The following is a 26529-nucleotide window of genomic DNA, read 5'->3' as shown; positions in this document are numbered from 1 at the left end:
CTCTCCTTCACTTGGGATTCAAAACACTGCGTTGCAGGGTCAGGCATTGCAGCTGAATCAGCGCCGCAGCCTGGGCAGTGGCCAATTCGGCCAGATCGTCGCGGTATTGCTGTCCGCGACGGTCGAGGAATAACAAGGCATCGTCATGCCCACTCAGACGGCCGTCGTGGCCAGCCAGCCGCTGCTCGGCTTGGCCCAGAAGCGCCTGCTGAGCGCGCAGGGTGTCATCCCGCTTGAGGCCCCGCGTCATTTCGTCAATTTGCGCTGCGCCCAGGCTAGCCAGTTCCTCGCCCAAGGCCAGGTTCAGTCCTGCACCGGTGGACTGCACGATCACGCTGCCGGCCGGCACGCCGGACAGTGCCAGATCAAAGGCCAGCAGCAGTTCCAACCCAGCCTGCTTATAAGCCAACGCTTGCTTGGGATCGGACCAGATGGCCAGCGGCTGGCCGCCTTCCAGGATAAAAGCCACCTCGCGCACCCAGAATTCGGTCTGGTCGCTGGCCAGCGCGGTCAAGTGCAGCTGGCGCGGGCCCTGGCTCTGGCCATCGGCGATCGGGTAACGAACGATCTCGTTGCGCAAACCGGTTTGGCCTGCATCCGGCTGATAGCCGGCATCGCCGAGCGCGACATGGGTGATCCTGAGCTGGACGCCGTCATGGCTGGCCAGATGAATCGCGGCCAAGCCACCATCCAGGATCTGAGGAATCAATGGGTTACTGCTCATCGCGGTTCATCTCCATTGGGAAACGCGCCACCGCCAGCGACGTCAAAGCGCCTGCGAAACGCAGCGGCTGCGATAAAGGTTTGGCCGGATTCGGCCGACACTCGGCGCCGCTGCGGTTCAGCGCCCACTCCTGCATGGCGCCGGCCCAACGCAAGGGCTGGTTGAATACCGCGCCGATCTTGAAGCCGTAACTGCTGCGCGCGGGTTTGACGTGCTCGATCATTCGCCGCAAGCGGGCATACAGATCCGGATTGAGCACCGCCCGATCCGACATCAGATTGTCGTTGGCCCAGGCGGTCAGATCGAAGGTGTAAGGCTGACCGGAGCCCTTCTGCTCCCACCACTCCTTCAGCTCAATCTCGATGCCCAACACCCTGAACACCTCGTTCACCGCCCAGCGCGTGCCCTTGTAGCGGTGCAGCTCGATCGCGCGCTTGATCAGCTCGCGCTGCTGCGCCTCGCCGGCGGCCAGCAGCCAGCCTTCGTCGCCGGACACGTGGAACTGCTCGGCCAGCAGCGGCAGCAGTTGGGGCTGCGCGCAGTCCACCAGGTTGACCAGCAGATCCAGGGTGTCGAAGCGGCCTTGCGTCTGCGGGTTGGCCTCGTCCCCGCCCGGCACGCCCAGCCGGCGGGTCAGCTCGGCCAGCGGGCCGAAGCGGGCGTCCCGCGCCAACAGGCCAGGCGTCGCGTCCTTAGCCATTGTTGAGGCTGTCCACGGTCAGTCCCGCGATGCCGTTGGTGCAGTGCGCCCAACCGTAGGACGGCACTTTCTGGACGGCGGCCGGCTGCTGCAGATTCACCTGGTACACGCCCGGCACCGACAGCGCAGCCACCAGCTGCGATGGCACGATGTCGTTGCCCAGCTTGGCCTGTTGGGTTTGCAGGTAGGCTTGCAGCGCATCCTGCGCGCGCTGCAGCACCTGCTTGGCATCGGAGCCGGCGTAGAGCTGCAGGCTGGCCGCCACTTGGTAGGCGAACTCCACCGGCGGCTTCACCGACACCTTGTCGGTCAGCGGCCGCACGCGGTCGGCGCTGCAGGTGTTGGCCACCTTGGCCCGCAGGTCGTCGCTGGGCAGCCCGCCGCTCACCAGCGGATACAGCCAGACCTCGCCCGGCTGCGGCACATCCTCCGGCTTGCCGCCCTCTTCCAGATTGTTGGCGCTGACCACCGCCACATCGACGATGCTCTGGTCGGCGCGCAGCGCGTGGTGGCGATAGGCGGCGGCGCTGCCGGCCACGCTGAACGATTCCGGCGCCAGGCGGATGCGCTGGCGCAGCCGCTCGTCGTCCTCGGCGTCGGCACCGCCGGCGCTGACTTCCGTGTTCCTGACGGTCACGTTCACGCCCAGATCGTCCACCAGCTGGTTGATGGCGCCCGGCTCCTGGCCGTTGCCGTCCATGCCCGGCTCCACAGCCACTATCGACAGAGGTACCGTCACGTTCTGGTCCTTCAGAATGTTCACCGCAGCCTGTTCCGTGGTCTGGAACTGGATGTCGCCGCGGCCGGCCACCAGCGTCTGCGGCTTGATGATCACCGTCTGCGGCGCGCCGGCCGCGAAGGTGAAAGTCACCTTGCTGCGCGCCGGCTGCGCCGGCAGGCGGGTGACGCCCACCAGTTCGCCCAGGTAGTCCAGCATCGGCGCGCGGGCGAAGGCCACCAGGTTTTGCCGCCCGGCGTCGTTGAAGGCGGCGCGGGCCACGCTTTCGCGGTAGGCGATCAGATCGATCAGCAGCCGCTCCACCTGGCCTGGATACAGCGTCTTGCCGGCCATGTTCTGGTAGGCGGTGATCAGCTCGTTGGTGATTTGCTGCGGATCGTCGTCGATAAACTTCGGAAGGTCGGTCGTCGTCTGATTCATGGCTCTTGTCCTAGATTCACAGCCTGAGTTCGGTTTCGCGGATCACGCCGTCGGCCAGCTTCCATTGCGCGCACAAGTGCGCGCCGCCGTCGGCCTCGATGCTGAACAGCACCTTCAGCAGCTGGACGCGCGGCTCGCCATACAAGGGATGGCTGATCGCCGCCACCGCCTCCCGCACCACATGCGGGCGGGCGCGGTCCACCGGGTAGTCCAGATAGCGGAACAGGTCGCTGCCGAACTCCGGCCGCAACGGATCGCTGCCCTTGGGCGTGCCCAGGATGATCCGCAAGGCCTGGTGGATGTCGTCCAGGTTCTCGACGATGTCGGCGACGCCGGCGCCGGGTCTGGCATCGCGCGGCTGCAGCGCCGGCTGCCAGTGCAGGGATGAGATGTCGGTTAGCTGTGTCATGGCCTTATGGTGCCAAAGCGCCGCCAGCGGGGCTTTTAAACCGGATTAGGAACGGAGTGGAAACCCGCCCGTTTTCAGCGGAGGGCGACTGCGGCGCGTGGAAGAGAGTGGGTTGAGTCCGCCATCCGGATGCGGACGGGCTGGGGAGATGGCGCGCCCCGTTGAGAGGGGCGCACCGGGCAAGGCGAAGGAACAGATGAGTTGGACGGTCGAATCAGACCGCGGCTGGGGCGTTGGCCAGCACTTCAGCGGCCCGGCCCTTGCCGATCAGGCCGGCCGCCTCCAGCGCCTGGACGCCGTTCTGGGTGACCGCGTCATCCAGGCTGATGTCGCGCGCCAGGCTGAAGCGCTCCCACCAGGGCCGCAGCGCGGGATTGTCGCCGAAGGCCTTGAGCATCGCCTGGATCTCCGCGTCGGTGAAGCGCGCCATGAACTGCTTGTGCGTCATCCGGCGCGGCGCCGCGACCGCGACGTCGACCGCCCAGACGAAGGCCTGCACGCTGGCCGCGTCGGTCAGCGCATCCACCGCCTGCTCGGCGGCGTTGGACGAGCGACGGATCGACTCGCGCGCGGCCAGCGCCGCGTCCACCTCGGCCAGGGTGCCCCAGCCGGCGGCCTCTCGCTCGCGGGCGCGTTGCAGCTTCCAATCATCGGCCTCGATCAGATGGGCGGCTTCCAGCTTGATGCGGGCCTTGCGGGCGGCCTTGGCGCGGGAAAGCATGGCTCCGGCATCCCGAACCAGCTCGCTGCCGTCAAAAACGTAATCGCCCATCGCATCGGGATCGAAACCCTCCGGCGGCACAATCAACGCCTGATTCTTCCCTGCCGGGAAATCGCCATCCGCCGTGACGCCCGCCACGGTTTTGGTCTGTAAATCGACAATGATTTTCATGTTCATCCTCAATCCATCACCACGTATTGCAGCTGCGACGAGTGGCCGGTGTTGTTGTTGAACTGGAGCGGATTGACCGCCAGGACATTGTTTTTCCATCCATCGCTAGATGCAGGCTGTGGCGTCTGCACTTGACCGACTGTGGACCCCGCCCGCCGGGTAGCGAAGTTGTGGAACCAGCCAGGACTGGTGCTGGGCGTGGAAAGCTGCTGATGGCGCAGGATCAGGGCCCGGCCGCTGTAGTAGGTGTAAGGGGCGGAGTCCGTCCTCGCCGCCGGCGTCGTCGCCCGATTGCTGACCAGCCAGGCGATGGCCGACGCGTCATTGGCGATGGCCTGAACCGCCGTATCGGCAGCCCATACCGCCTGCCGCGCCGCCGCGGAAGCAAACACAACGGTCATCGCCGTCGAAGATGCGGCAACCACAGCCATCGCAGCCGGAGACCCCACGACGGTCGACAGAGCGGATGCATTCGCCAACAGAGTGGTCATCCCCGCCGGAGACGCCGCCATCACCGTCATCGCCGCTGGCGATGCCAGCACCGCTGCCAGCGCGGTCGGCGACGCAGCCACCAAGGTCATCGCAACCGAGGATGCGACAATCGCCGCCCATGCGACCGGGCTCGCCAACAACGCGGACAAAATGACTGGTGACGATATCGCTACAGTCATCGCCGTCGACGATGCCGCCACAGCAGCCATCGCGCTTGTGGATCCCATCACAACCGCCAGCGCACTCGGCGCGGAAGCGATTGCATTCATCGCAATCGACGATGCCGCCATCGCCGTCATCGCTGTCGGCGACGACACCACGATCGCCCATGCGGACAGGTTCGCCAGCAAGGCGGACAACGCAGTCGACGATGCTGCCACCGCGGCCATCGCAATCGGCGACGACACAATGCTCGTCCAGGCCGACGCGTTCGCCAACAGGGCGGCCATCCCGGTCGGCGACGATGCCATCGCCGCCATCGCGGTCGACGACACCGCCGCGACCGCCATCGCCGCCGGTGACGCGATCACGGCGACCATAGCCACCGCGCTGGCGGCCACCGCTTTCATCGCCGTGGCGTTGCCGACCAGCAGATTGGTGATAGGCGCATTGCCGACGATGGCCGTCATCGCCGGCGCGCTGCCGGCGACCGAGGCCATCGCCGTCGGACTGTCGGCGACGGCGGCCATGATGACGGCGCTGGAGACGATGGACGGCATCACGCCGGCGGAAGCCAGCTGCTGCTCGAAGCGCGCGCGGTTCCCCGCCTGCTGCAGATAGTTTTCCAGCACGGCGCCGTTCATGTCGCGCAGATAGTCGATGTCCTGCAGATCCAAACTGCTGACCAGGCTGTGCGCCCTGAGCAGCGCCGACTGCATCACCAGATCAGTGGCGCCGGCGCTGCTAAGATCGGTCCCGAGCAACTGGCTCTTGATGCGCGCCAGGTATTGCGCGCGATATTCCGGTAAATCTTTTGACATGGTTCCTCCGGGTTTTACAGGCCGGCACTGGCCAGCGCGGTCAGGATTTGCAGCCGAGCGTCGACGATGCGCTTCTGTTCGGTAAACTGGCCGGCTGCGGCGTCGATGTCGCCGCGGGCGCGCTTGACGGCGGCCACCAGTTCCTGGACGGTGTCCAGGTTGAGATCGTCGCTGGACAGCAACGCATCCAGGCTGGCCATTTTCTGGTCCAGCGCCGTGAAGGCGTCGCGTATCCGCAGCACGTCCTCAGCCAGGCTGTTGCCGGGATTCGGCAGCGGCAGGTTCAGATGGGGGGTCTGATTGTCCATCGCCCCTCCTTACAGCACGATCACGCGCAGATTGCGCACGCGCGGCCGGGCGGCGCTGTTGCCGGACAAGGTCAGCTTGACCCGGACCATCGCCTCGCTGATGGAAGCCAGCTCGTGCGTCATTTCCATCCAGCCATCGCCCAGCGGCTTGCTGCCCTGGTAGGCCACCGCCTGGAAAACATCGCCGTCGTCGATGCCGGAGGCGGCAGCCGTCACGCTGGCGCCGGCCGGGATCAGCGCGTCGAACACCACCCGCACCCGGGCGTTGACGCCGGCCGGAATGGCGCGGCTGACGTAGTCGGCGCTCTGCGCGATCTGGCCGCTGACCAGCTGGGTGCCGGGGAACAGCACCGGCGACGCGCTCTCGGTGCCGAGCAGGCGGGCCGAAACGCCCACCTGTCCGCTCAGCGGGGCCGGCAGCCGCACCGGCTGGCCATCGGCCACCTGGACCGCACTGCCGTCGGGCAGGCCCAGGCTGTATTCGACGCGGGCGGCGGCGGACGGGCTGTCGGACAGCGACAGCAGCATCAGGTCGGTGGCGTTCTTCACGTCGATCTTGCCCAGATCTACCGTTCTGGCGGTCACCGCGTAGCTGGCGGCCAGCAGGCGGAAGGCCATGTCGCGGTCCTGGTGCGCGGTCCAGCTGCTGGCGTTGCTGGACGACAGCAGCACGCCCACCTGGTAGGGCTGGCTGGTCACCCAGCGGCTGGCGCTGTTGTCCCACTTGCCCAGCTCGGCGATGGCCAGCGCGGCGTCGGCGTCGTCGCACAGCACCACCAGCGCGTATTCGACGCTGCCCTGCAGGTTCACCGGCGCGGCGAACTGGATGCGGGTGGGGCCGGACAGGACGATGTCGGCCGGCTGCAGATGCGCTTCGGCCAGCACCGAGCGGGACGGCACGCCGGTGGTGGTTTCGCGGATCTGCACCGCCACCGGGCTGGCGCCCTTGGCGGTGAACCACAGCTCGATGCCGCCCAGCTGGGTGTCGGCGTTCAGCGTGAAGGTCTGCGCCAGCGGGTCCACCTGCCAGCGGGTTTCGGTGATGCGGGTGATCTGGCGGCGCAGCTCGGTCTGCAGCTCGCCCTGGCCGACGAAGACCGCCTCGCCGCGGCTGCCGCCGGCGCCGACGAACTCGACGCGCTTGACGCCGGCCGGCACGCCGGGCGGGATGGTGAACTTGCCGGCGAGCAGGCCGGCGCTGTTGGCGTTGAGAGGCATGGTTTCTCCTTACTGGGCGGCGGGCGCGACGCTGATGCCGTCGAACTTGAGGCTGGACAGGGCTTCGTTGGGATCGAAACCGGACACGCTGAAGCGCACCTCGATGGAACGCAGGGTTTCGATCGGCTTGCGGCTGGTGGACAGCAGCGCGTCGGTGGTGGTCTGGCTGACGCTGGCGCGGTTGCCGCTGCCTATCGTCAGGCGCTCGGTCAGCGGGCTGGCCCAACTGGTCTGCAGCTCGGTCCACCGGTCCAGCGCCGGGGTCAGCGTCACCGCGGCCGGCAGCGGGTCGAAGGCGAGATAGGGGTTGATCTTCATGCTGCCGGTGCGCATCGGCTGTTCCAGCGCCGGAGCCAGGCTGAAAGCCAGGCTGGTCCGGTCGGACACATCGTTGGGCACCGAAGCGGCGCTGGCGGCGATGGGCAGGGTCAGCTCGCCGCCGACGATGGCTGCGGCCTGGACGATGCCGGCGTCGCGCATGCCGTCGGACAGGAAGGGATCGACGAACAGGCCCTTCTTGGCGCCGGCTTCGCGCAGCTGGGCGTCCGAAGTCAACCGCTGCTGGGCGATCAGCTCGGCCATCCGGTCCAGCCGGCCTTGCAACCCGGCCAGGTCGGACATCGGCACCACCCGCACGCCGTCGTTGCTGACCGCGCGGTCGCGGGTCCAAGTCTGGATGATGGAGGCCAGCGGCAGCAAGGACGCCGGCACCGCCGGCGGCTGCGGATTCCAGTCGGCGGCCACGCCCTTGATCCACACCAGCTCGCTGTCCGCGCCGATGGCCAGGCGGTCGATGCGCGGCAGTTTCTGGCTATAGCTGACCAACACCAGGGTGCCGGCCACCGCGCCCTCCACGGTGAAGCCGGTGGCGTCGGATTGGGTGGGCTGCGCCGCGGCGATGAACTGGTAGCGGACCGTGTAGGTGCTGCCCGGCGCCGGCTCGTTGCCCGGCAGGCTCCAGTCCAGTTTGCCGGCGCTGAGCTTGTAATCGGTGCCGGCGGCGTAGACGGTGCCGCCCTGCTTCACTTCCAGCACCGAGATCACGGAAGTGTCCGGCAGCGGGTCCTGGGCGCCGGTATAGCCGCCATGGGTCAGCGTGGCGGTGACTTCCTTGGTGATGCGCACCTGGCTGATCACGGCGATGGGCGCGCGGTCGACATTGATGCGCTGGGCGCCGGCGCTGGCGCTGGTATGCGGCTCGCTGTCGATGGGCCGCAGATCGGCGGCGGCCGGATAGACCAGGCGCCGCGAAGTGCTCAGCTCCACGCCGTAGCCGTTGACGCGGGCGCGGCCCTCGCTGACGGTGTAGACCTGCTCGCCGCCGGGCAGATCGGCTGCGGCGGCCACGGCCAGGCCGGACACCACATAGGAGCCGCCCGAGCTGTCGCGGTCGTAACGCGCCAGCGCCTGAGTGACGCCGTCCAGCTGCGGCGGCGGCTCCTTGGCGCGCAGCACGCCGTTTTCCACCTGGTAGACCGGGAAGAACTCGCCGGCCTGGCCGTCGCCGGCGAAGCCCCACACCGCCTCCACCTTCAGCCGCGCGGCGCCGGCTTCCTGGTAGTTGCGCGCGCCCACCGCCGGGTCGCGCAGGCTGGGGTCTTCCAGCTCGGTCACCACCGACTCTTGCAGATACAGGCCGATGGCGACCACGCCGACCACGGGAATCGTCAGCTGCTTGGGCGCCACGCCGCGCACCGCGCCCTTCAGATAGACGGCGCCGGCCTCGCAAACGGCCTGGCCGCTGTCGGCGTGCACCACGACGCGGGCGTCGCGCACCACGTTGCCGTCGCGGAACATCGCGTCGGCAACGCCCTGGATGCGGGCGGACAGGCTGGACTGGACTTCATTGAACTCGGCCGCTTGCACCGCATAGCTCGCCCGGAACAGGTGGGCGTCGAAATGCTTGGCCGGATCGAAACGGTTGTAGTAACCGTCTGGCATGTTGGACATGGCTGCAATCCTTACAGGGAGATGACGTGTTCGAAGGTTTCGCGGGTGGCTGGCGAACGGTGGATGGGGGTGATGCGTTCCAGCGCGACCAAAATGCCGGGGGCGGCGATCTGGTCTGGCGTGAAGTAGCGCTGGCCGGCCGGCAGATCGGGCTGGGTCTTGCTGCCGGCGAAAACGGCGACTTCGCGTATCACCGAGGCCGGGGCGTCGCCGAACTCGAAGGCGATGCGCAGCAGCAAATGGCGTGTCGGATCGTTGGAAACGCGGTAGCGGCCGGTGGGGACGACGATTTCGCCGGCCGGGTCTTCGGTGACGAAGCGCACCTCGGTGATCAGGCGGCGGCCCACTTCCGACACCAGCGCCGTAGCGTCTATCGGTTCGGGAACGGGCTTGTCGTCCCAGGCCGCCTGGCCGATGCCCCAGGCGAAATGCAAGGTCTGGGACGCCAGCGCGGCGGCCAACGCGGCGCGACCGCTATGGGTCAGGGTTGCCATAAGGTTGTTTTCCTCAGGTGGTTAAGGTTTGGTGGGAGAGAGAGAGATCGCCGCGCCAGCGCCGGTCATCCCAGCGGCCGCGCCAGCCATAATGGTCGGCGCGCGGGCCGAGCCCGGCGGTGTCGCCGGTAGTCAGCCGGTACTCCAGCCGCCCACCGGTGGACTCGGCCAGCGGCCGGTCCGACCAGCGCAGGCCGCTATCCATCCGGATCGCGCCGCGCCAGTCGATCTGGCCGGTGTGCAACGAACGCCGGGTAGTGCGCGCGCCCATCGCGTCGCCATCGTCGGGCCGGACCGCCGCCAGGCCGTGCGCCTCCACCTCGACGGCCTCGATGACCAGGCGCGTTCGGCCGGGGTCGAAATCGGACAATTTGCATGCGGAGTCGGACCAGATGAAGCGCCCGGCCGAGGTTTCAGCCCAGCCGCCGAAGCGGGTGTTCGGCTCGCCCAGCCGCGTGTCGCCGGACAGCACCAAGGCGGCGCGGGCGGTGCGCCGGTGCGGCGTCATCGGCAGCCAGCGTCCCCATGTTCTGTCATCCCAGCCGCCGGTCCAGCTGGACGAGGGCGGATTGCCGGCCAGGATCACCGGATCGCGCAATCCCTCTTTGTTGCCCAGGCCGATCAGGCGGCTGCGCATCACCGGATGGTTGAGCACCGGCGCGTCGCCGAAGTGGGCGGTGCCATAGCGCAGCATGTCCGGGTAGAGCGTGCGCGACGCATGCACGCGCCGGCGCCCCAAACCGGTGGCCGCCGCCGGGCAAACCGCGGACAGCGGCCGCCGTCGGCCAAAACTCAGCTGCACGCCGTCGCGCCACACGCCGGAATCGTCCGACAGGAAAGCATCCGACCAGCGGTCGCCGCTCGACGCGTTCAGCACGCGGCGGTCGTAGCCGCCGTACAGCCGCGCCAGGTGCGAGCGGGCCGGCGCGGCGAAACGGGCCAACTCCAGCACCGTCAGCAAGGCGTCGCCATCCACCGGCGCGTCCAGCTCCAGCTGGAATTCCGCCCAGCGGGTGGCCGGCGCGGTGGCGTCCTCCACCTTGCCCGCGTAACCCGCCCACGACAGCGCGGCCTCCACCGACCACGGCGAGCCCTTGGCCCGGTGCCACGCCGCCGACTCCTTGATCGCGCGCCGCTTGGCCGCGTCATCGGGCAGGTAGGCCCACAACGGGCCGACCACGTTGAATTGCTCGGCCAGCAGGGGGAGGAGCTCGGCCGGCGCCTGGTCGATCAGGTAGATCAGCGCCGGCGACAGGTCGAAGCCGGCGCTGCGCGCCGACAGCGCGTCGAAAGCCCGGCCGCGCGCGTCGCCCGCCAGCGGCGGAACCAACAGCTCAGCCATCGCTCACCATCCTTCCCAGCGTCACCTCCACCGCCGCGCAGCGCGGCCATTGAGACGACGACAGCACCCGCTTGTCGGCCGGCTCCAGAACGCGAACGTCATACAAACCGTCGATGTCGTGCAGCGCGGTCTTGATCTGCGACGGCACGATGTCACCGCCCAGCCGGCGGGCCAGATTGGCCGCGTATCCCTGGCAGCGCTCCTTCGCCATCCGGCACACCAGATCAGGAATGCGGGTGGTCAGCACGTCCACTTCCAGCCGGATCGCGTAATCCACCACCTCGGCCGGAACCACCTCTATCCTGTCGTTGATCATCCTGGCCTTGTCGTCCGCCAGCGCCGTCCGGACGCGGCGCAGGGTTTCCGTCGACGGCGCGCCGTCTTTCCCCAGCACCACCACTTGCACCGTGCCGTCCGGACGCGGCGAAATCACCCTCACATCCGCCGCGTCGGCGGCCGCCGTCATCGCCGCCAGCCGGTAGCGGTTGGCCGAGCCCCAGGAATAGGCTTCCGGCGCCAGCCGGATGCGCTGGCGCAGATGCTCGTCGTCTTCCGCCTCGGCGCCGCCCCACGGCTTCTCCGCCCCGGCCACCTCCACCTTGACTCCGGGATCATCCAGCAGCTGGTTGAGATCGCCCGCCTGCGGCAGATTGCCCGCCTCGCCCGGCACCGTGGCCGCTACCTCGCAGGCTAGATCCTGCGGCTTGTCCGCCAAATTCACCGCCAGCGGGGCGGTGGTCTGGAACTGTGTCGCGGCATTGCCGGAGATGCGCGCGCCGGCGGGCAGAATCACTTGCTTCGGCCCGCCGTCGACATAGGCCGGAAAAGTCAGCGTCACCCGCGCCGTCGCCGCCTGGGCCGGCTGACGCGCCACGCCCACCAGCTCGCCCAGGTAATCCAGCATCGGCGCGCGGGCGAAGGCCACCAGATTTTGCCGCCCGGCGTCGTTGAAGGCGGCGCGCGCCAGGCTTTCGCGGTAGGCGAACAAATCGATCAACAGCTGCTCCACCTGACCCGGATACAGCCGCTTGCCGGCCATGTCCTGATAGGTGGCGGCCATCTGGGCTGCGACGGTTTTGGGGTCGTCGTCGATGAATTTGGGCAGGTCGGCGGCGGCGAGACCGGGCTGGCGATTGGCCAGCATTTCCGTCAGCAGCTGCTCCATCTGTTTCGGGTACTGCTGCCGGCCGCCCAGTTTCAGATAGGCGTCGGCCATGGCGCTGGCGGCGGCGGCCGGATCGACCATGGGCAAGTCGGGCAGATCGGGGAGGTTCGGGCTCATGGACGGGTCCTTGTCGGTTGGCTTACAGCCTAAGAGCCGCTAACAAAACTTCGCAGAGAACCTGAGCCAAGGCGCGCCGACGCAGGCAGCACCCACTCGTACGACAAGGAGGCGCAACGCAGGATCAGGGGTTTTGCTAGCGGGTCTACGTTCGATTTCGTGGATCACGCCGCCGGCTGCCGGTCGTCGTTATCGTCACGTCATATTTGCAAATCGCCGCGGACGCGGCTTTTGAAGCGATTTAGGAAATGCGTTGAAGCGGGCGCGGATAGAGCGTGACCGCCTCCCGGCACGGCAGGCCCATGCCCCAGCGCAGCGCAGCCTGGCCATCCAGCCGTCCCCGCTGCCAAGGCAGGACGGTGACGGTTTCGACGCCGCCATGGGCCGCGCCCAGGCGCAGCGGCCCATGCTGGCGCAGCTCGCGCCGCGCCTGCGGATAGACGCTGGCCACCTCGCCGCCGGCGGAAACCGCGGCGACGGCGGGCAGTTGCTCGCGCAGCTCCACCCGCAGGTCCAGGCTCTCCAGCCGGGAACGGGCGTTGCGGTACTGGTCCAGCATCTGCCGCAGCGCCTGGTAGGTGGCTTCGCCCAGGCCGCGGCCGGACAGGTCGAGATCGATCTTGAAATGGAAGGGCCGGCCCTGGTACTCGAACCACTCGCTGACGCGGCCATCCAGGCCCAGCGTGGCCAATACCCGCTGCAAGGCCCAGCGGGTGCCCTTGTAGCGGTGCAGTTCTATCGCCTGCTTGATCAGGTCGCGCCGCTGCGCTTCGCCGCCGGCCAGCTGCCAGCCCTCGTCGCCGGCCACGTGCAGCTGCTCGGCCAGCAGCGGCAGAAAATCGGCCTCCACCTGATCCACCAGGTAGACCAGAAAGGGAGCCAGATCGATGCGCTGCAGGCGCCGGCTCAGTTCGGCCAGCGGCGATAGCCGCTTGTCGCCGGCCAGCGCATTGGGTGTGATGTCGGTCATTGGATAACCTTGGAAACAGCGCGCCGGCCGGGATGGCCGGCCGCGGGAGGGAAAACCGGCGGCGCGCGGCCGCCGGCCGGAGATCAAGCCCCCCGGGAGAGCAGCTTGAGAGAGGAACGCCAGAAGCCGCCGGCATTGGCCGCGTCGCTTTCCGGCGCGGCCAGCGCGTCTGGCGACTCTGCCAGCTGACGCAACTTGGCCAGCGCGTCCTCGGCCGCCGCGCGGGCGGCGTCGCCATCGACAGCGTTGCGAACCGCCTCCTTGCCCGCCAGGCGCAACGCTCGGATCGCGTACAGCGCCTGGCCGCAGGCGGCGGCCTTGACCAGGATGCCGTCGGCCGCGTCCTTGCCGGACAAGCCTTTGGCGCTAGCCCAGGCCTGCACCGCCGGCGGCGCGTCGCCCTTGCAGCCGCCGTCTTTATAAGACTGGGCCTCGGCGGCGGCCTGCCGGTACTCCAGCGCGCGCAGCTCGCTGCCGACATAAAGCTGGCTGGCGGCGTCGGCGGCGGCGTCGATCCGGCCGCATGTTTCCAGTCTGAATTGCTCCAGCTGCTGTTTCGCCAAAGCATCGTCTACAACCCAGGCCTCTCCATTCCAGGCATGCGCAATGGATGGCCGCAACGGGCGCAGTTCGCCATCGTAGGACAGTAAATCGGCTACCATTTTCATCGAACGACCTCCCAGGTCAGCACGGCATTGACGCAATTGGCGAAGCTGATGGCCAGGCCGGAGTCATAATCGGCCTGCAGCATGTTCTTGTGCCCCATCCCCATCAGGTGCTCGTCGCTGTTGACGCCATCGACGTCGCCCAGCTGATGCTCCAGCTGCAACACCTGCCACATCGACTTGCCGGCGACGTGGTCGAACATGCCGGAGCAAACCGACGCCGTGGTATCGCCGACCACATTGCTTGAGGTGACAATGACCGGGTTCCCAGGCACCCAGCCCAAAGAAACGCCGACGGCGTAGGTGGCCGCGCTCCGATTCGGCGCCGCATACCAGTAGCCGGCGCCGGTCCAGCCGGCGGAGCCGTGCATGACGGAGGAAATGGCCGTGGCGTGCGGCGTGACGATGCCGGTGGAGATGCGGCCGGTTTTGACAAAGGGATCCAGCGGCAGGTAGACGACGCCGTTGCCGTTCATCGTCGCCGACCAGGCATCCTGCCCGCGGTTGATCACACGCTGCACCGTCGGCGCGCTGCCGGCCGCCCCGGTGACGATGCGGGCCAGACAGATATCCAGAGCCGTCGAAAAGAAACCGCCGCCGCCAGCCGAAGACGGACTCCCCTTCAGCGAATCCGGCCGCGCGTCGCTCAAAGCGCCTCGCTGCACATACAGCGACAACGCGCCGCCGACCACTTGGCCACGCAGATAGTATTCAGCATTGGCCTGCAACGCCGGGCTGGTCCAGGCCGCGGTGACAAAGGTCCGCATCCGGCCGCTCTGTCCCGCCACGATTTCCTGGGCCAGGCTCAGCGGCACGCCGGCCGGCACCGACACAGTGCCGCCCTGCCCCGCCACTGCCGTCGCGGCCACCGCCACGCGGTTGCTGTCCGCCGTCGACACCACCGGCAGCGGCAAGGCCGCCAATGGCAGCGCCAGGTCGGCGCCCAAGCCGAGATCGTCCACCGTCGCCGGATTGCTGCCGCCCACCACCTGCCCCCTGGCATTGACGGTGACGCTGCGGTAAGTGCCGGCCGCCACGCCGGTATTGCCGGCGATTTGCGTGAAGGCCAGCGCGGTGGTGCCCAGCGCGATGGGCGACGGCGTGGTCAGCTGCCACAGCGAGCCGCCGTTGGCCGCGCCCTGCTCCACCGCGACGAACAGCCCCGGCGTCACTTCCAGGCTGATGTTGGCGTCGGCGGCGCGCGCCCAATTGCCCGTGCCGGCCACGTAGATGCCGTTGTCGGCGCCCGCCGCCTGGTTCTTCACCAGCACTCGGTCGCCCAGCTGCAGCACGACGCCGTCCACCGTCGGCAGGCCAGTCAGCGCGATGGGGCCGGTGGTGGCTGCGCGAACCGACGGCTTGCCGTCCAGCTTGGCCAGCTCCTCGGCGATGCGTTGATCGACGCTGCCGCGAGTGGCGAGCACCACGCTCGGGTCCACCATCAGCGTCACCGCCGCGGCGTTGGACACTTCCAGGATCATCCGCACGTAAAGCTGCTTGTTGGCACCGTCAGCCAAGACCGGCTTGTAGCTTTCCGGGAACTTGCCCACTGCGAACAGCGCGCCGTCGGCGTCGAACACGCCCACTTCGCGGATGGTGAAGCCGCCCACCTGGTCCGGAATCACCAGCTCGGCGACGATCCAGCTGGGATTGGCCGGGTCGGTCGACAGGTGGTTGAGCCCGGCGCGCCAGGCCTCGCTTTTCAGCGCGGTTTGGCTTTCGCTAGGCGTGTAATACGCGCCGTTGTCGCCCTCGCCCACCGCCATCTGGCTGAGCTTCAGCGGCGCGCCGCCGCTGGCTGCGGCGGCCAGCTTGGCCTTGCCGACAGCGGTGAGCAGGGTGAAGAAATCGTTGTTCATCATCGTCTCCAATCAAACTGCGAATAAGATGGCGCCGCGGCTCAGAGCGGCGGGCTGGTCGGGCCGTGGGCACCCATGTGGTTGTGGCCCACCAGGCTCTTGCCGCTGGCGGTGACATCGCCGCTGACGCTGACGCTGCCCGTTACAGTGGCGCCGCCGCCGCCGGACACCGTCAGGCCGCCCTTGCCGGTGATCGCGCCCTGCACCGTCAGCGTGCCGCTGATCTCGGTGGCCGGCGCGTTGATGCTGACCTTGCTCCCGGCCTTGACGGTGACGGTCTGGCCGCCGTCTATGGTGATGCTGGAGGCGGCCTTGATCAGCACGTCGGCCTGGGTATCCACCACCACATGCTTGACCCCGCCGTTGACGGTCAGCTGGTTCTGCTGCCGGTCGTACTCCAGCACCGCGCCGTCGGCGAAGCGGCGCTGCCATTTCTCCTCGCTCGCCACCGGCACCGCGTCCGCCTCGGAGTAAATGGCGCCCAACACCACGCCGTCCTCGCCGCGTGCGTCCATCAGCACCGCCACCTGTTCGCCGATGTCCGGCAGCCAGTAGTCCTTGTCCTTCAGGCTTTTGCGGCTGAGCACCGGCAGCCAGGCGGTCAGCAGCTGGCCCAGCTCCGGCAGCCGCACCCGCACCCGCTGGGTGGGGGCGTCATGCTCGGCCACGCTGCCGAATTTCAGCGTGGCCAGCGCGTCGGGCAGGGAAACATCGTTCATTTCTTCTCCTTGGCCGCGGCGGGCGCCGCGCGTTTCAGGTCCAGTTCGCAGATATAGCCTTCCTGCCGCGACAGGCGGTGGCGGGCGCGCTCGATCAGGTAGCGGCCGGACAGCTTGCCGAAGCCGGACAGCTCCACGTTGCGGCCGGCGGCAAGCTGCGGCGAGCCATCCACGGTGACGCTCATCTCGGTGCGCGCCAGCTGGCGGCGCTCCATCTCGGCCTTGGCCTGCAGCTCCGCCTGCGCCCGTCCGCCCGACTTGCGGGTGAGCTTGATCACGTCGGCGCTGCTGGCCTTGCCGCCGGGCGAGCGCGCGTCGGCGCCCACCCGCGCCGTCTGCAGCTTGCGTTTGTGCGGGTCGTGGTAGCTGACTTCCACCGCGCTGGGCACCTGCGACAGCTGGTCGCGCGCGCGCCAGGAAATCAGATCGGCCGGCGCAAACTGGCGCACGCTGGCCGACGCCACCAGCTCGGCGCGCTTCCAGAACACCAGCTTGCGGTTGTTGTCCATCACCTTGCAGACGTAGCCGTAGTGGCTGGACACCCGCTGCAGGAATTGCAGGTCGGTTTCGTGGTACTGGGTCAGCCGCTCGATTTCGACGTCCTCGATCTTGCCTTCCAGCTTCATGCCGTGGCGCTTGGCGATGCGCTGCGCCAGCGCCTGCAGCGTCAGCTTGTCGTAGGCGCGGCCCTCCGGTGTGCGCAGCGGATGCTGGACGCCGGTGGCCAGCGCGCGGATGTGGACCACCGACGGCGGCGCGCTGTAATCGACCTCGTCCACGTCGAAGCTGCCGAGCGCCACCAGCGCCGCGCCGCGGTAGCCCAGCTTGAAGTCCAGCGTCGCGCCCTTGTCCGGATACCAGCCGTTCAGCCAGCGGCCGTCGCAATCCTCCAGCTCCACCTCCAGCTCGTCCGACTCGCCGGACAGATGGTCGGTGTAGCTGATGTTGAGCGCGTACTGGGCGATGTCGGCGGTGATGGACTTGCCGTTGTAGCTGAGCTCGAACGCCGGCGCGGCCACGTCCTGGATGCGGCTGTCGGTCATGAGCGCCTCCACGGCGGCAGCTCATCCAGCGCCGCCTCGTCGCGCGCCTCCAGCAGCGGGATGGCCAGCTGGGTGCCGGCCGGCAGCGTCTCGCTGATCGGCGCCTGCGGATTGGCGGCGATCAGCATCACCATCTGGCCGACGTCGCCGTAATAGCGCCAGGCGATCTGGTCCCAGCGCTCTCCTTCCTGACAGATGTGCTTGAGAAACATGGTTCACTCCAGAATGCGGCGCAGCACCGCTTTGGCGGCCAACTTCGCCATCTCGATGTCGCGTGTCGGCCAGTTTTTGTCGATGTCGCGGACCGTCGCCTCCGCCTTGCCCAGCTTGTCGGCGACGTTGTCCAGCGTGCAGCCCTGCATCGTTTCGGCCAGCGCGCCAAGCTGGCGGCCCATGGCCTGAAACTGCGGGATCAGCGGCTTGATGCTCTCAGCCAGCCGCGCATACGGCTGGATGAACTGGTTCAGTCGCTCCACGCCCTGGGCGATGCCCGGCACCGCCGTCTGCACGTCCTTCAGCACGCCATCCACCCTGCCCAGCGCCGACAACGGATCGCGCCGCGCCAGGTCTTTCAGCTCGCGCACGTCGTTGACCACCTTGCGCGCCTGCACCGCCATGGTCTTGGCCTGGGACAGCGCCTTGCTCAAGCCGGACAGGTCCGGCTTGAAGCCGGCGCCGGCCAGCGACTGCTGCAGCTTGGCCTGCGGCAGTCCGCTGACGCTGCCCAGCAGGCCGGGCTTGGGCGACGGCGCCGCCTGGCCGCGGAATTCGCGCAGCGACAACTGCGCCTCCACCGCCAGCAGATTGCCGGTGCGGTCGCTCTGGCGGCCGGTGCTGGTCAGCTCGGTGATCACGAAATGGCCTTTGTGATCGCCGTTGCCCAGCACCAATGCCAGCGCCTGGTGCGTCTGGCGGGCGGCGTGCAGCCGCTGCAGCTCGGCGTCCGGCTGGCAATAGGCGGCGTGCAGCACCAGGTCGATGCGGACCTCGTCCAGACGGTCGCCGACGAACTGCAGCACCGGTTTGCCGCCTATCCGCGCGTGCTCGGCGTAATCGCTGCCGCCGCGCTGCTCCAGGCCGTCGAAATAACTGATCAGGTCGAACTCGATGTCACCCAGTACCGCGTACATCGTTTGCTCCTTTCTTCATGGATGCGTCTCCTCAGCCCCGCGCCGCGTAGCTGCGCCGCTGACGGTCCGCCTCGTAGCGCTTCATCATTCGTTCGAACTCGGCGAAAGACTGCTGCATCGCCTGCTGCGCCTGCTGCTTGACGCCGGCGGATGCCGCGCCGTTGATGGTGATCTGCGGCGAGAAGGTGATGTTGAACACGGCGGCCGGGCCGGCGGGCTTGGCCGCGGCCTTGTTGGCCGTCTGCTGGATGCGTCGCAGCTGTTGCGCCTGCTGCGCCTGGGCTGCCGGCTTGGCTGCGGGTTTGGGCGATGGCTTGACGGGCGCCGCCGGCTTGGGAACCGCCACCGGCTTGGGTGGGGTCGCCCGCTTGGGCACCGCCACCGGCTTCGGCGCCGCGCTCGGCTTGCCTGCCCAACTGCCTATCTTCTCGCCCAGCCACTCGCCGCCCTTCTGCCCCAGCCAGCTGCCCACCTGCCGGCCGACGAAAGTGCCGACGCCGGGCAGCAGCATGGTGCCGATGGCGGCGCCGGCGGCGCCGCCGGCCAAGGCGCCGGCGGTGCCGCCCAGCGTCTTGCCGTAGGCGGCCGCCTTGGCTTGCGGGCTCAGATTGGATCGACTGGTGGCCAGCAGATCCATGCCCACGCCCAGCAGATCGGCCTTGCCGATCAAACTCTTCAAACCCTTGCCGCCCTTGCTCAGCGCTTTGAGTCCCGTGTTCAGCAAGCCCCCGCCGGACTTGGACAGCTTCAATCCGGACAGCAAACTCTTGCTCTTGCCCGGCAGGCCGCGCGCTTCCTTCAACGCATTGCCCGGCTTGACCGATGGCTTCGCAGCCGGCTTGGCTTTGGCCGGCGCTGTGGTTTTGGGCGCCGGTTTCGGCGTGGATTTCGCCGCCGGCTTGGCGGCCGCGCGCTTTTTCCCCTTCTCGCCCTTGCCGCCGGCTTGGGGGCCGCTGTCGGCCTCATCGCCGCTCAGCAGCGCGCCGGCGGCTGCCATCGCCTTTTGGAAAACGTTGCCGGACGCGCCGGAGTAAGCGCGCAAGGCCTTGCCCGCCATCCCGCCGGCCTTGGACACGGTCTTGCCCAGCTCCTCCAGCTGCTCCAGCCCGCCCAATATCGAATCGACGCTGGGCAGCGCGCCGCCCAGCTTGGCATTGAGCTTGCCATGCACGTAATCCAGCGCTTCGCGCCCCTCGCCCTTGGACAGCGCGGCACGCAGCCTGCCGCTGGCGTCGGCGACCACCGCCCCGCCGCGCTTGGCGTAGTCTGCGGCGCCGGTCAGGCTCTTGCCGGCGTTGCCGGGCTTCAGATCCGACCATTTGACGCCGTCCAGGCTTCGCAGCGTCACGCCGGCCAGTTGGCCGCTCTTGGATACCACTTGGCCGACTGTCTCGGCGGTCTTGAGGCCGCCGAGGATTTTTTCGACGCTGGGCAGCCTGCCGCCCAAGGCCTTGTCCAGCTTGCCGTGGACGAAGTCCAGCGCTTCGCGCCCCTCGCCCTTGGACAAGGCGCTGTGCAGCCTGCCGCTGGCGTCGGCGATCACCGCCCCGCCGCGCTTGGCGTAATCGGCCGCGCCGATCAGGCTCTTGCCGGCATCGCCCGGCTTGAGATCCGACCATTTGACGCCGTCCAGGCTGCGCAGCGTCACGCCGGCCAACTGGCCGCTCTTGGATACCACCTGGCCGACTGTCTCGGCGGTCTTGAGGCCGCCAAGGATTTTTTCGACGCTGGGCAGCCTGCCGCCCAAGGCCTTGTCCAGCTTGCCGTGGACGAAGTCCAGCGCTTCGCGCCCCTCGCCCTTGGACAAGGCGCCATGCAGCTTGCCGCTGGCGTCGGCGATCACCGCCCCGCCGCGTTTGGCGTAGTCGGCCGCGCCGGTCAGGCTCTTGCCGGCGTTGCCCGGCTTGAGATCAGCCCATTTGACGCCGTCCAGGCTGCGCAACGTCACGCCGGCCAGCTGGCCGCTCTTGGATACCACCTGGCCGACTGTCTCGGCGGTCTTGAGGCCGTCCAGGATTTTTTCGACGCTGGGCAGCTTGCCGCCCAGCTTGGGATTGAGCTTGGCGTGGATCGCATCCAGCGCCTTGCGCCCTTCGCCCGTCGACAATGCCGCATGCGCCTTGCCGCTGGCGTTGGCGACGGCGGCGCCTGCCTTTTGGGCGAAATCGGCGACGCGGATCAGTTCCTGCCGGGTCGGCAGGCGGAGTTTGCCAAGGGAGAGATCGATGCTGGGCCAGCGCCAGCCGGAAGAAGAGGACGGAGAGGAGGAAGAAGGGCGTTTGGCGGGCGCGTCGCCGGCATCGTTGCCACCGCCGCTCCGATTGCCGCTCTTGCTCCCTCCCCCCTGGCCGCCGCGCGCGCCGGTGCGGGGCTCGCCCGCCGGCGGCAGATTGCGCTCGGCCTTGTCCTGGTCGCGGCGCTGGCTTTCCAGCTTCTGCTCGACCTGGCGGATGGATGCGCTCAGCCGGACCGAGGCCATGACCTCGATCCGGCTTTGCTGGATGCGCAGCGTCGACTGCAGCGCGCCGCCCGGCGCGATGCTCAACGCCCGGCCGCGGCGCAAGCTGGCCTGCCACGCCTCGTGCTGGCGGGTCAGCCGGCCCAGCGTGGCTTCCAGCTGGCGGTGCTGGCGCTCCAGCCGGGCCAGATCCAGCCCGGCATAAGCCCGGCGCGTGCGTTCGACATTGCCGGCCAGGTCCTTCTGCGCGTCGGACAGGCGCAAGCTGCTCTTGCGCAGATCGTCCATCGCGGAACGCGCGGAGCGGAAGGCGTTGTCGAACACCCCGGACAGCGTCGCGCCCACCTTAAGGCCGATGAAAAACTCGCTTACCATGGTGATTGCCTGTATTTGGGGAATAGAAAGGGCGATCGGCCCCGTCCCGGCGGGCGAGAGGCGGCCGATCAGGAAAAGATTCGGACTAAGAGCGGCGGGACAGCCGCCTTACATGGCGTCCAGCAGGTGCTGCTGGCGCTCGTTGCGGCGCTGGACCTCGCGCTCGGCGACTTCGCACCAGAACCAGTAGTCGTCCATCGCCAGCGCGTCGATCTCCGACGGCGGCAAGTTCAGCACCGTCAGCAAGACCTCGTCGAACGACTTAAGCGTTGTCGGATCCGCCCACCATTTCGCGAAAGCTGTCGGCCAGCGCGCGGCTGTCGGCGATGTCCAGCTGGTCGATGTCTTCCAGCGTCAGGCCGGTCATGCGGGCGAACAGGAAGTCTTCCTGGTCGGCGTCGTCCTGGCTGTGGTGGCCGGCGGCCTTCAGGTCGGCGCGCTTCAGGCGCGCCACGTCCAGCGTGTCGATGCGTTGGCCGGCGGCATTGGTGAACGGGTATTGCAGCTTGATCTGCATGATGGCTCCTTGAAGCGGGTTGGGATGCCGTCATTTTCCGGCAACCGGTATCGGGGGTATGCGAAAGCGCTTTAGAGATTGGCTTTAAAAGCGGCCGACGGGGTCCGGGAGGCGCCCTCCCCGCCAAGCCGCGCCCACCCGCCCGCCCGCGGACCAAGTCCGCGGACGAGCCGGGATTAGCCGCCGATGTTCTGGCGGTACAGCTCCAGCATGTCGCTGCCGCCTACGCGGAAGATGTTGGCCATGTAGTCCAGCTCCAGGATGTCCTCGCCGTCCACCACCTGCTTGACGTAAGTGGCGGTGAAGGCGGAGCTGAAGTCGGCGTTTTCATGCTGCTTGAAGGTGCCCAGCGGGTTCTTCTTGAACATCACGGTCAGGAAGGTGACCAGGCTCACTTGCTGCAGACGGCCTTGCGAGCCGTAGGTCTCGATGCTGGAGCGGGCTTGCAGCTGCACCGCCTGGAACGGATTGGCGATGATCTTGGCCACGTCCTTGTACAGCGAATTCCACTTGATCTCGCCTTCCAGTTTCTCGAAGCCGGCGGGCAGCTCGATCTTGCCGACCATGCCCAGCGCCTTGTGCTCCTGCATGATGGCGGACACGTCCGGCAGCTTGATCTCTTCGGCGCGGCCCAAGAGCGAGTTGCCGTTGATGTAGATGTTGGCGTTGGTGATGCGGTTGATTTCAATCTTGCCGGCCATGATTAATTGCCTCCTTTCAGGCTGAGCAGGTATTCCGAGGTGATCTCGGTTTCAAAGGTCAGGCGTTCCAGCGGCGGGGCCACGGTGTACTTGTAGCTGATCAGCAGATGGCCGGCGGACAGCTCGGTCGCCGGATTGCGGGCCGGGTCGAACCAGGCCTTGAAGCCCAGCAGCGCGCCGTCGCCGATCAGTTTGCGGCCATAGCCGTTCACCGACTCCACCAGCGCGTCGATGGTGGCCTGGTTCAGCGGCATGTCGATGAACTGCTGGCTGAAGTAGCGGATCGACTCGTTGATCACGTCGCCGGTGCGGCGCACGTTCTCGAAGTTGCGCATGTGGCTGACCGCCGGCCAGGCCGCGGTGCGGTTGCCCCACAGGCGGAAGCCGGAGCCGTAGCTATTGAACACCGTGGTGATGCCCTTTTCGTTCAGCTGGTTCACCTCGCAGTTCGGGTCATCGATCATCGCGGTCAGCTGGCGCTCGACGCCGACCACGCCGGCCAGTTCCTGATTGGAGCTGGACCACCAGAAGCCCTTGTCGTTGTCCACCTTGGCGCGCAGGCCGGCGGCGCGGGACGACAGCGGTTCGTAGCGCAGGCCGCCGTTGCCGTCGGCCACCATCACGTGCGGGTAGCACAGGCGGACGCGGTCGCTGGAGGTGTTGAAGTTAATGGTGCCCACCGGGCCGCGGCCGGCCAGCGCGTCGGCGAAGGCGGTGCCGATCGGCGCGTCGACGTAGGCGATGGCGTCCAGCTTGTCAGCCATCGCCACCATTTCCGCGGCGACGGTGTTCTGGGTGCAGAAGCCCGGGGCGATCAGCAGCTTGGCGAAGAAGCCGAACTTGTTGTAGGTGTCCTGCAGCGCCTTGAGACCGGTGCGGTTGCCCGCGGCGTTGGCGGCGGCGCCGATGATGTCGGCGGCGGTCACCCTGGACGGATCCGCGTAGTCGTAGCTCACCTTCAGACTGGCGCCAGCGATGATTTTGCCGGTCTTCAAGCGGGTGATCTTGCCGTACACCGTATCCAATACATAGTCCTGGCCGGCAACGGCAGTATAAGAGGAGGCGCCGTCAGTGCTCTTGACCACCACATTGGCCACCGCCGGGTTCTTCAGGCGCGCGGAGTCGGTGACCAGGTCCAGGGTCACGGCCTCGTCCGTGATCGTAGACTTATGCGCAACCGGGTCCAGCACGTTGATCACCACCACGGTGCCGGCGCCGTGATCGTAGATCGCGGTCAGCGCCTGCGGAATGGTGAAGCCGGGCAGTTGCGGGCCGAAGGCCGCCGCGTCTTTTTCCGACAGGGTCAGCGTGGTCACGTTGACCGCGCCGGCCGGCGCGGTGCCGATCAGGCCGATCACCGCCGACTTGACGGTGCGCACCGGACGCGGGCCGCGCTCGACTTCGATCGTTTCAACGCCATGCAGATAGTTTGCCGCCATGCTTACTCTCCTTGTTCAGCGGTATGGGAAGGGATGGTTTCGCCCCCGGACTGCGCGCTCAGGTAGCCCAGCGCCACCAGGGTGCGGGTGTAGCTGTGTTCTTCCGGCATCTCCACTTCCTTGCCGGGAAACAGCATGATTTCCTGGCCGTCGCCCAGGGTGACGCCGCTGATCGGACCGGAATACAGATACTTCATGGTTGCTCCTCGTTTGAGACTGCGTTAAGCATGATCACGGGCTCCAGGTCGGCCTCCGTCACTTGCAAGGTGTCGGTGGCCAGCGCGATGGCGTAGCGCGCCACGCCGTCGCGGTAACCCAGAAAGGTTTCCGACAACAGCCACGCCGGTTGGCAATCCGGCGGGGCGAAGCCGAGACAGGCCCGCCGTATCGCGTCCAGCGCGTCGCAATCCCCCAGCCCGGCGTCGCGCTGATTCAGCAGCACCGTGATCGCCAGCTGCAACGTGCGCACCTGGCCGTAGCCGTCGCGCAGCGGGCCAAACTGGCTGCCGCGCAGGCACAGCAACGCCGCGCCCTGCGGATGCGCCAGCGGATAGTCGTCCTCGGCGCCGGCGAAATACTCGACGGTCAGTTGCGGCGCCGCGCCGCGCAAACGCGCCAACAGCGCGCCGACAATCTGGGAAGTGCTTGCCACAGCGGAACTCCAAGCAGAGGGGAAAAGGGACGCGCGGAAACCGCGCTCGGACTGCCGGCCAGCGGAGTTGCTTGCCGGATGTGGCGAAGAATGCAGCAGGGAGGGGGGAGGCTTCTTGTAGCCGCTGTTAGTAAATGCGGCACTGACATCGCGCTGACACCGGTCATCCGGCCTGCGACAGGGGGAAATGGAACAATGGCATCCATTGGAACAACATCACGCGGGAGCGCACATGCAGGCACAACTTCGCAGCAAGGGGCCGGAACTGCTGGCCGACCTGACCGACCACATCACCGCGGCGCTGCGGCAGCTGGCCAATACCGAAGATCGGCAGGCTGAGAAGATCGCCCGCGAAATCACCCGGCGCATGGCCCAGCACTGGGGCGGCCAGAACGTCTACTTCCCCTTGGGCAAGAGCAGCAAATCAGCCGAGCGCGATCGCTGCATCCTGGCGGAGTTCAACGGCTCCAACCACGCCTCGCTGGCGCAGAAGCACGGCATTTCCGTGCAATGGGTATACAAGATCATCAAGAACGCGCGCAGCACGGTCTAAGATCGCCGCCTACCTCTCCCGCGGCAGATCCTGCCGCCGCGCCGATTGACAAAAGCGGGATCGGCCGACACAGTAAGCTCACGCCATAGCACCGGCGAAACTATCAAAATAAACAAAGAGCATCAGGAGAGATTCATCATGAAAACCCGACACAGTCTGCTGCTGTGCACCTTGGTGGCAGGCGTCGCCGCTTGCAACAAACCCGCCAGCCAGGCGCCGCAACAGGAACAGGCCACCGCCGGTTCCGCGGTGGTCAAAATCGGCACCGCCAATCCGCTGACCGGCCCCTTCGCCCACTGGGGGCGCGACGCCGACAACGGCGTCAAGCTGGCGGTGCAGGAAGCCAACGCCGAGAAGCTGACCCTGGACGGCAAGCCGGTCACCTTCGAAGTGGTATCGGAAGACGATCAGGCCGACCCCAAGGTCGCCACCCAAGTCGCCCAGCGCATGGTGGACGCCAAGATCGCCGGCATCGTCGGCCACCTGACCTCCGGCGCGGCTATCCCTGCTTCCCGCATCTACGCCGACGCCGGCATCCCGATGATTTCCGGCTCGGTCACCAGCCCGTCGTTCACCCAGCAGGGCTACCACAACACCTACCGCCTGATCGCCAACGACCTGCAGCAAGGCCAGGCGCTGGCCAAGTACGCGGTGGACAAGCTGGGCGCCAAGCGCGTCGCCGTCATCGACGACCGCACCACCTACGGGCAGGGCCTGGCCGACGACTTCGCCAAGTCCGCCGAACAGGCCGGCGCCAAGGTGGTGAAGCGCGAATTTACCACCAACACCGCCACCGACTTCATGGCGGTACTCACCTCGATCAAGGGCGAAAAGCCCGACCTGCTGTTCTACGGCGGCATGGATGCCCAGGCCGGCCCGATGGTCAAACAGATGGCCAAACTCGGCATCAAAGCCGCCTTCATGGGCGCCGATGGCGTCAACACGCCGGAATTCGCCAAGCTGGGCGGCGACAGCGCCGAAGGCAGCTACGCCTCCAGCGCCGGCGCGCCCAAGGAAAAACTGCCCGGCTACGGCGAATTCAGCCAGAAATACAAGCAGCAGTTCCAGGCCGACATCCAGGCGTACGCGCCGTATACCTACGATGCCGCCAAGGTGCTGATCGCGGCGATGAAGCGCGCCGGCTCGGCCGAACCGGCCAAGTACCTGCCGGAAATCGCCAAGACCGACTACCAGGGCGTCACCGGCCCGGTGAAGTTTGATTCCAAGGGCGACATCCAGCAGGCGACGGTATCCCTGTATCAGCTGAAGCAAGGAAAGTGGATCGGCCTGTAAGCGTCTCGGGCATCCGCCAAATAAAAAAACCGCCAGGCAACTGGCGGGTTTTTTATAGAAAAAGCGCTGAAACAAAGCCCCGCCGGGGTTCGGTCGGGGCTGCTTGGGGGAGGTTTCGCGCGCGCAATGCACAAAGCCCAGCTCGTCTGAGCTGGGCTTCGTTATGGGGCGTCTGGCGGTGTCCTACTTTCACATGGCGAATGCC

Annotated in this window: 28 protein-coding genes; 2 read left to right on the top strand and 26 right to left on the bottom strand. The window is 67.5% G+C overall.

What is annotated here, in order from left to right; translation table 11 throughout:
- Positions 1–7 precede the first annotated feature (7 nt).
- The 26 genes from VA599_RS21975 to VA599_RS21850 form a co-directional block, all read right to left on the bottom strand.
- Positions 8–724 (bottom strand): phage tail-collar fiber domain-containing protein, encoded by a 717-nt coding sequence (locus tag VA599_RS21975; protein WP_346790658.1) that lies wholly within the window; start codon positions 722–724, stop codon positions 8–10.
- A complete protein-coding gene (locus tag VA599_RS21970; RefSeq protein WP_346790656.1) occupies positions 714–1424 on the bottom strand; it encodes a phage tail protein I in 711 nt (236 codons plus the stop codon). The genes VA599_RS21975 and VA599_RS21970 overlap by 11 nt, the downstream gene beginning before the upstream one ends.
- Positions 1417–2583: a baseplate assembly protein gene (locus VA599_RS21965; RefSeq protein ID WP_346790655.1), complete on the bottom strand. Its 1167-nt coding sequence runs from the start codon at positions 2581–2583 to the stop codon at positions 1417–1419. Before VA599_RS21965 ends, VA599_RS21970 begins: the two co-directional genes overlap by 8 nt.
- Before the next feature lie 16 nt (positions 2584–2599).
- Positions 2600–2992 carry a GPW/gp25 family protein gene (locus VA599_RS21960; protein WP_166440929.1) on the bottom strand — a complete coding sequence of 131 codons (393 nt, stop codon included), beginning with the start codon at positions 2990–2992 and terminating at the stop codon, positions 2600–2602.
- Positions 2993–3206: 214 nt separating this feature from the next.
- The gene (locus tag VA599_RS21955) at positions 3207–3884 is read right to left on the bottom strand and encodes a hypothetical protein (RefSeq protein ID WP_346790653.1); all 678 of its coding nucleotides are present in this window, start codon (positions 3882–3884) and stop codon (positions 3207–3209) included.
- A gap of 8 nt (positions 3885–3892) precedes the next feature.
- Positions 3893–5356, bottom strand: coding sequence for a hypothetical protein (locus tag VA599_RS21950; RefSeq protein ID WP_346790651.1), 1464 nt, complete (start codon positions 5354–5356; stop codon positions 3893–3895).
- A 14-nt stretch (positions 5357–5370) separates the two neighbouring features.
- Positions 5371–5664, bottom strand: coding sequence for a hypothetical protein (locus VA599_RS21945; protein WP_221664881.1), 294 nt, complete (start codon positions 5662–5664; stop codon positions 5371–5373).
- Positions 5665–5673: 9 nt separating this feature from the next.
- Complete coding sequence (locus VA599_RS21940; RefSeq protein ID WP_021476605.1) at positions 5674–6882, bottom strand: hypothetical protein; 1209 nt, start codon at positions 6880–6882, stop codon at positions 5674–5676.
- A gap of 9 nt (positions 6883–6891) precedes the next feature.
- On the bottom strand, positions 6892–8832 hold the full coding sequence (locus tag VA599_RS21935; protein WP_346790649.1) for a DUF4815 domain-containing protein: 1941 nt from the start codon (positions 8830–8832) through the stop codon (positions 6892–6894).
- 11 nt (positions 8833–8843) lie between these two features.
- A complete protein-coding gene (locus VA599_RS21930; RefSeq protein ID WP_021476603.1) occupies positions 8844–9326 on the bottom strand; it encodes a hypothetical protein in 483 nt (160 codons plus the stop codon).
- Positions 9327–9339: 13 nt separating this feature from the next.
- The gene (locus VA599_RS21925; RefSeq protein ID WP_346790647.1) at positions 9340–10668 is read right to left on the bottom strand and encodes a phage tail protein; all 1329 of its coding nucleotides are present in this window, start codon (positions 10666–10668) and stop codon (positions 9340–9342) included.
- Complete coding sequence (locus tag VA599_RS21920; RefSeq protein ID WP_104945644.1) at positions 10661–11950, bottom strand: baseplate J/gp47 family protein; 1290 nt, start codon at positions 11948–11950, stop codon at positions 10661–10663. Before VA599_RS21920 ends, VA599_RS21925 begins: the two co-directional genes overlap by 8 nt.
- 241 nt (positions 11951–12191) lie before the next feature.
- On the bottom strand, positions 12192–12920 hold the full coding sequence (locus VA599_RS21915) for a phage tail protein I (protein ID WP_346790645.1): 729 nt from the start codon (positions 12918–12920) through the stop codon (positions 12192–12194).
- A gap of 83 nt (positions 12921–13003) precedes the next feature.
- On the bottom strand, positions 13004–13588 hold the full coding sequence (locus VA599_RS21910; protein WP_346790643.1) for a hypothetical protein: 585 nt from the start codon (positions 13586–13588) through the stop codon (positions 13004–13006).
- On the bottom strand, positions 13585–15447 hold the full coding sequence (locus tag VA599_RS21905; RefSeq protein WP_346790641.1) for a phage tail protein: 1863 nt from the start codon (positions 15445–15447) through the stop codon (positions 13585–13587). The genes VA599_RS21910 and VA599_RS21905 overlap by 4 nt, the downstream gene beginning before the upstream one ends.
- A 38-nt stretch (positions 15448–15485) precedes the next feature.
- A complete protein-coding gene (locus VA599_RS21900) occupies positions 15486–16163 on the bottom strand; it encodes a phage baseplate assembly protein V (RefSeq protein WP_346790640.1) in 678 nt (225 codons plus the stop codon).
- Entirely contained in the window at positions 16160–17206 is a 1047-nt protein-coding gene (locus VA599_RS21895) for a phage late control D family protein (RefSeq protein WP_346790638.1), read from the bottom strand. Before VA599_RS21895 ends, VA599_RS21900 begins: the two co-directional genes overlap by 4 nt.
- The gene (locus VA599_RS21890) at positions 17203–17418 is read right to left on the bottom strand and encodes a tail protein X (RefSeq protein ID WP_046157938.1); all 216 of its coding nucleotides are present in this window, start codon (positions 17416–17418) and stop codon (positions 17203–17205) included. The genes VA599_RS21895 and VA599_RS21890 overlap by 4 nt, the downstream gene beginning before the upstream one ends.
- 3 nt (positions 17419–17421) lie before the next feature.
- Entirely contained in the window at positions 17422–18336 is a 915-nt protein-coding gene (locus VA599_RS21885) for a phage tail protein (protein ID WP_021476594.1), read from the bottom strand.
- 31 nt (positions 18337–18367) lie between these two features.
- Positions 18368–21169: a hypothetical protein gene (locus VA599_RS21880; RefSeq protein ID WP_346790635.1), complete on the bottom strand. Its 2802-nt coding sequence runs from the start codon at positions 21167–21169 to the stop codon at positions 18368–18370.
- Positions 21170–21277: 108 nt separating this feature from the next.
- The gene (locus tag VA599_RS21875; RefSeq protein ID WP_021476592.1) at positions 21278–21415 is read right to left on the bottom strand and encodes a hypothetical protein; all 138 of its coding nucleotides are present in this window, start codon (positions 21413–21415) and stop codon (positions 21278–21280) included.
- 16 nt (positions 21416–21431) lie between these two features.
- On the bottom strand, positions 21432–21686 hold the full coding sequence (locus VA599_RS21870; RefSeq protein WP_104945651.1) for a phage tail assembly protein: 255 nt from the start codon (positions 21684–21686) through the stop codon (positions 21432–21434).
- 176 nt (positions 21687–21862) lie between these two features.
- The gene (locus tag VA599_RS21865) at positions 21863–22387 is read right to left on the bottom strand and encodes a phage major tail tube protein (RefSeq protein WP_046159141.1); all 525 of its coding nucleotides are present in this window, start codon (positions 22385–22387) and stop codon (positions 21863–21865) included.
- Between the two features lie 2 nt (positions 22388–22389).
- Positions 22390–23826, bottom strand: coding sequence for a phage tail sheath subtilisin-like domain-containing protein (locus tag VA599_RS21860; RefSeq protein WP_346790634.1), 1437 nt, complete (start codon positions 23824–23826; stop codon positions 22390–22392).
- Between the two features lie 2 nt (positions 23827–23828).
- Positions 23829–24023 carry a hypothetical protein gene (locus VA599_RS21855; RefSeq protein WP_346790633.1) on the bottom strand — a complete coding sequence of 65 codons (195 nt, stop codon included), beginning with the start codon at positions 24021–24023 and terminating at the stop codon, positions 23829–23831.
- Complete coding sequence (locus VA599_RS21850) at positions 24020–24478, bottom strand: Gp37 family protein (protein ID WP_346790631.1); 459 nt, start codon at positions 24476–24478, stop codon at positions 24020–24022. Before VA599_RS21850 ends, VA599_RS21855 begins: the two co-directional genes overlap by 4 nt.
- Positions 24479–24710: 232 nt before the next feature.
- Here VA599_RS21850 and VA599_RS21845 point away from each other — a divergent pair, with 232 nt between their 5' ends.
- Both VA599_RS21845 and VA599_RS21840 read left to right on the top strand, forming a co-directional pair.
- A complete protein-coding gene (locus tag VA599_RS21845) occupies positions 24711–25031 on the top strand; it encodes a Mor transcription activator family protein (protein ID WP_346790629.1) in 321 nt (106 codons plus the stop codon).
- Positions 25032–25169: 138 nt separating this feature from the next.
- Complete coding sequence (locus VA599_RS21840; RefSeq protein WP_346790627.1) at positions 25170–26324, top strand: branched-chain amino acid ABC transporter substrate-binding protein; 1155 nt, start codon at positions 25170–25172, stop codon at positions 26322–26324.
- The last annotated feature ends 205 nt before the right edge of the window (positions 26325–26529 follow it).

It is taken from the genome of Chromobacterium indicum (assembly GCF_039708975.1).
Lineage (GTDB): Bacteria > Pseudomonadota > Gammaproteobacteria > Burkholderiales > Chromobacteriaceae > Chromobacterium > Chromobacterium piscinae.
The sequence above is the reverse complement of the archived record's forward strand: the minus strand, read 5'-3'. Positions and strand labels throughout refer to the sequence as shown.

Coding starts and splice junctions, on each gene's coding strand:
- VA599_RS21975 (WP_346790658.1), bottom strand. CDS start 724: ATGAGCAGTAACCCATTGATTCCTCAGATCCTGGATGGTGGCTTGGCC.
- VA599_RS21970 (WP_346790656.1), bottom strand. CDS start 1,424: ATGGCTAAGGACGCGACGCCTGGCCTGTTGGCGCGGGACGCCCGCTTC.
- VA599_RS21965 (WP_346790655.1), bottom strand. CDS start 2,583: ATGAATCAGACGACGACCGACCTTCCGAAGTTTATCGACGACGATCCG.
- VA599_RS21960 (WP_166440929.1), bottom strand. CDS start 2,992: ATGACACAGCTAACCGACATCTCATCCCTGCACTGGCAGCCGGCGCTG.
- VA599_RS21955 (WP_346790653.1), bottom strand. CDS start 3,884: ATGAAAATCATTGTCGATTTACAGACCAAAACCGTGGCGGGCGTCACG.
- VA599_RS21950 (WP_346790651.1), bottom strand. CDS start 5,356: ATGTCAAAAGATTTACCGGAATATCGCGCGCAATACCTGGCGCGCATC.
- VA599_RS21945 (WP_221664881.1), bottom strand. CDS start 5,664: ATGGACAATCAGACCCCCCATCTGAACCTGCCGCTGCCGAATCCCGGC.
- VA599_RS21940 (WP_021476605.1), bottom strand. CDS start 6,882: ATGCCTCTCAACGCCAACAGCGCCGGCCTGCTCGCCGGCAAGTTCACC.
- VA599_RS21935 (WP_346790649.1), bottom strand. CDS start 8,832: ATGTCCAACATGCCAGACGGTTACTACAACCGTTTCGATCCGGCCAAG.
- VA599_RS21930 (WP_021476603.1), bottom strand. CDS start 9,326: ATGGCAACCCTGACCCATAGCGGTCGCGCCGCGTTGGCCGCCGCGCTG.
- VA599_RS21925 (WP_346790647.1), bottom strand. CDS start 10,668: ATGGCTGAGCTGTTGGTTCCGCCGCTGGCGGGCGACGCGCGCGGCCGG.
- VA599_RS21920 (WP_104945644.1), bottom strand. CDS start 11,950: ATGAGCCCGAACCTCCCCGATCTGCCCGACTTGCCCATGGTCGATCCG.
- VA599_RS21915 (WP_346790645.1), bottom strand. CDS start 12,920: ATGACCGACATCACACCCAATGCGCTGGCCGGCGACAAGCGGCTATCG.
- VA599_RS21910 (WP_346790643.1), bottom strand. CDS start 13,588: ATGAAAATGGTAGCCGATTTACTGTCCTACGATGGCGAACTGCGCCCG.
- VA599_RS21905 (WP_346790641.1), bottom strand. CDS start 15,447: ATGATGAACAACGATTTCTTCACCCTGCTCACCGCTGTCGGCAAGGCC.
- VA599_RS21900 (WP_346790640.1), bottom strand. CDS start 16,163: ATGAACGATGTTTCCCTGCCCGACGCGCTGGCCACGCTGAAATTCGGC.
- VA599_RS21895 (WP_346790638.1), bottom strand. CDS start 17,206: ATGACCGACAGCCGCATCCAGGACGTGGCCGCGCCGGCGTTCGAGCTC.
- VA599_RS21890 (WP_046157938.1), bottom strand. CDS start 17,418: ATGTTTCTCAAGCACATCTGTCAGGAAGGAGAGCGCTGGGACCAGATC.
- VA599_RS21885 (WP_021476594.1), bottom strand. CDS start 18,336: ATGTACGCGGTACTGGGTGACATCGAGTTCGACCTGATCAGTTATTTC.
- VA599_RS21880 (WP_346790635.1), bottom strand. CDS start 21,169: ATGGTAAGCGAGTTTTTCATCGGCCTTAAGGTGGGCGCGACGCTGTCC.
- VA599_RS21870 (WP_104945651.1), bottom strand. CDS start 21,686: ATGCAGATCAAGCTGCAATACCCGTTCACCAATGCCGCCGGCCAACGC.
- VA599_RS21865 (WP_046159141.1), bottom strand. CDS start 22,387: ATGGCCGGCAAGATTGAAATCAACCGCATCACCAACGCCAACATCTAC.
- VA599_RS21860 (WP_346790634.1), bottom strand. CDS start 23,826: ATGGCGGCAAACTATCTGCATGGCGTTGAAACGATCGAAGTCGAGCGC.
- VA599_RS21855 (WP_346790633.1), bottom strand. CDS start 24,023: ATGAAGTATCTGTATTCCGGTCCGATCAGCGGCGTCACCCTGGGCGAC.
- VA599_RS21845 (WP_346790629.1), top strand. CDS start 24,711: ATGCAGGCACAACTTCGCAGCAAGGGGCCGGAACTGCTGGCCGACCTG.
- VA599_RS21840 (WP_346790627.1), top strand. CDS start 25,170: ATGAAAACCCGACACAGTCTGCTGCTGTGCACCTTGGTGGCAGGCGTC.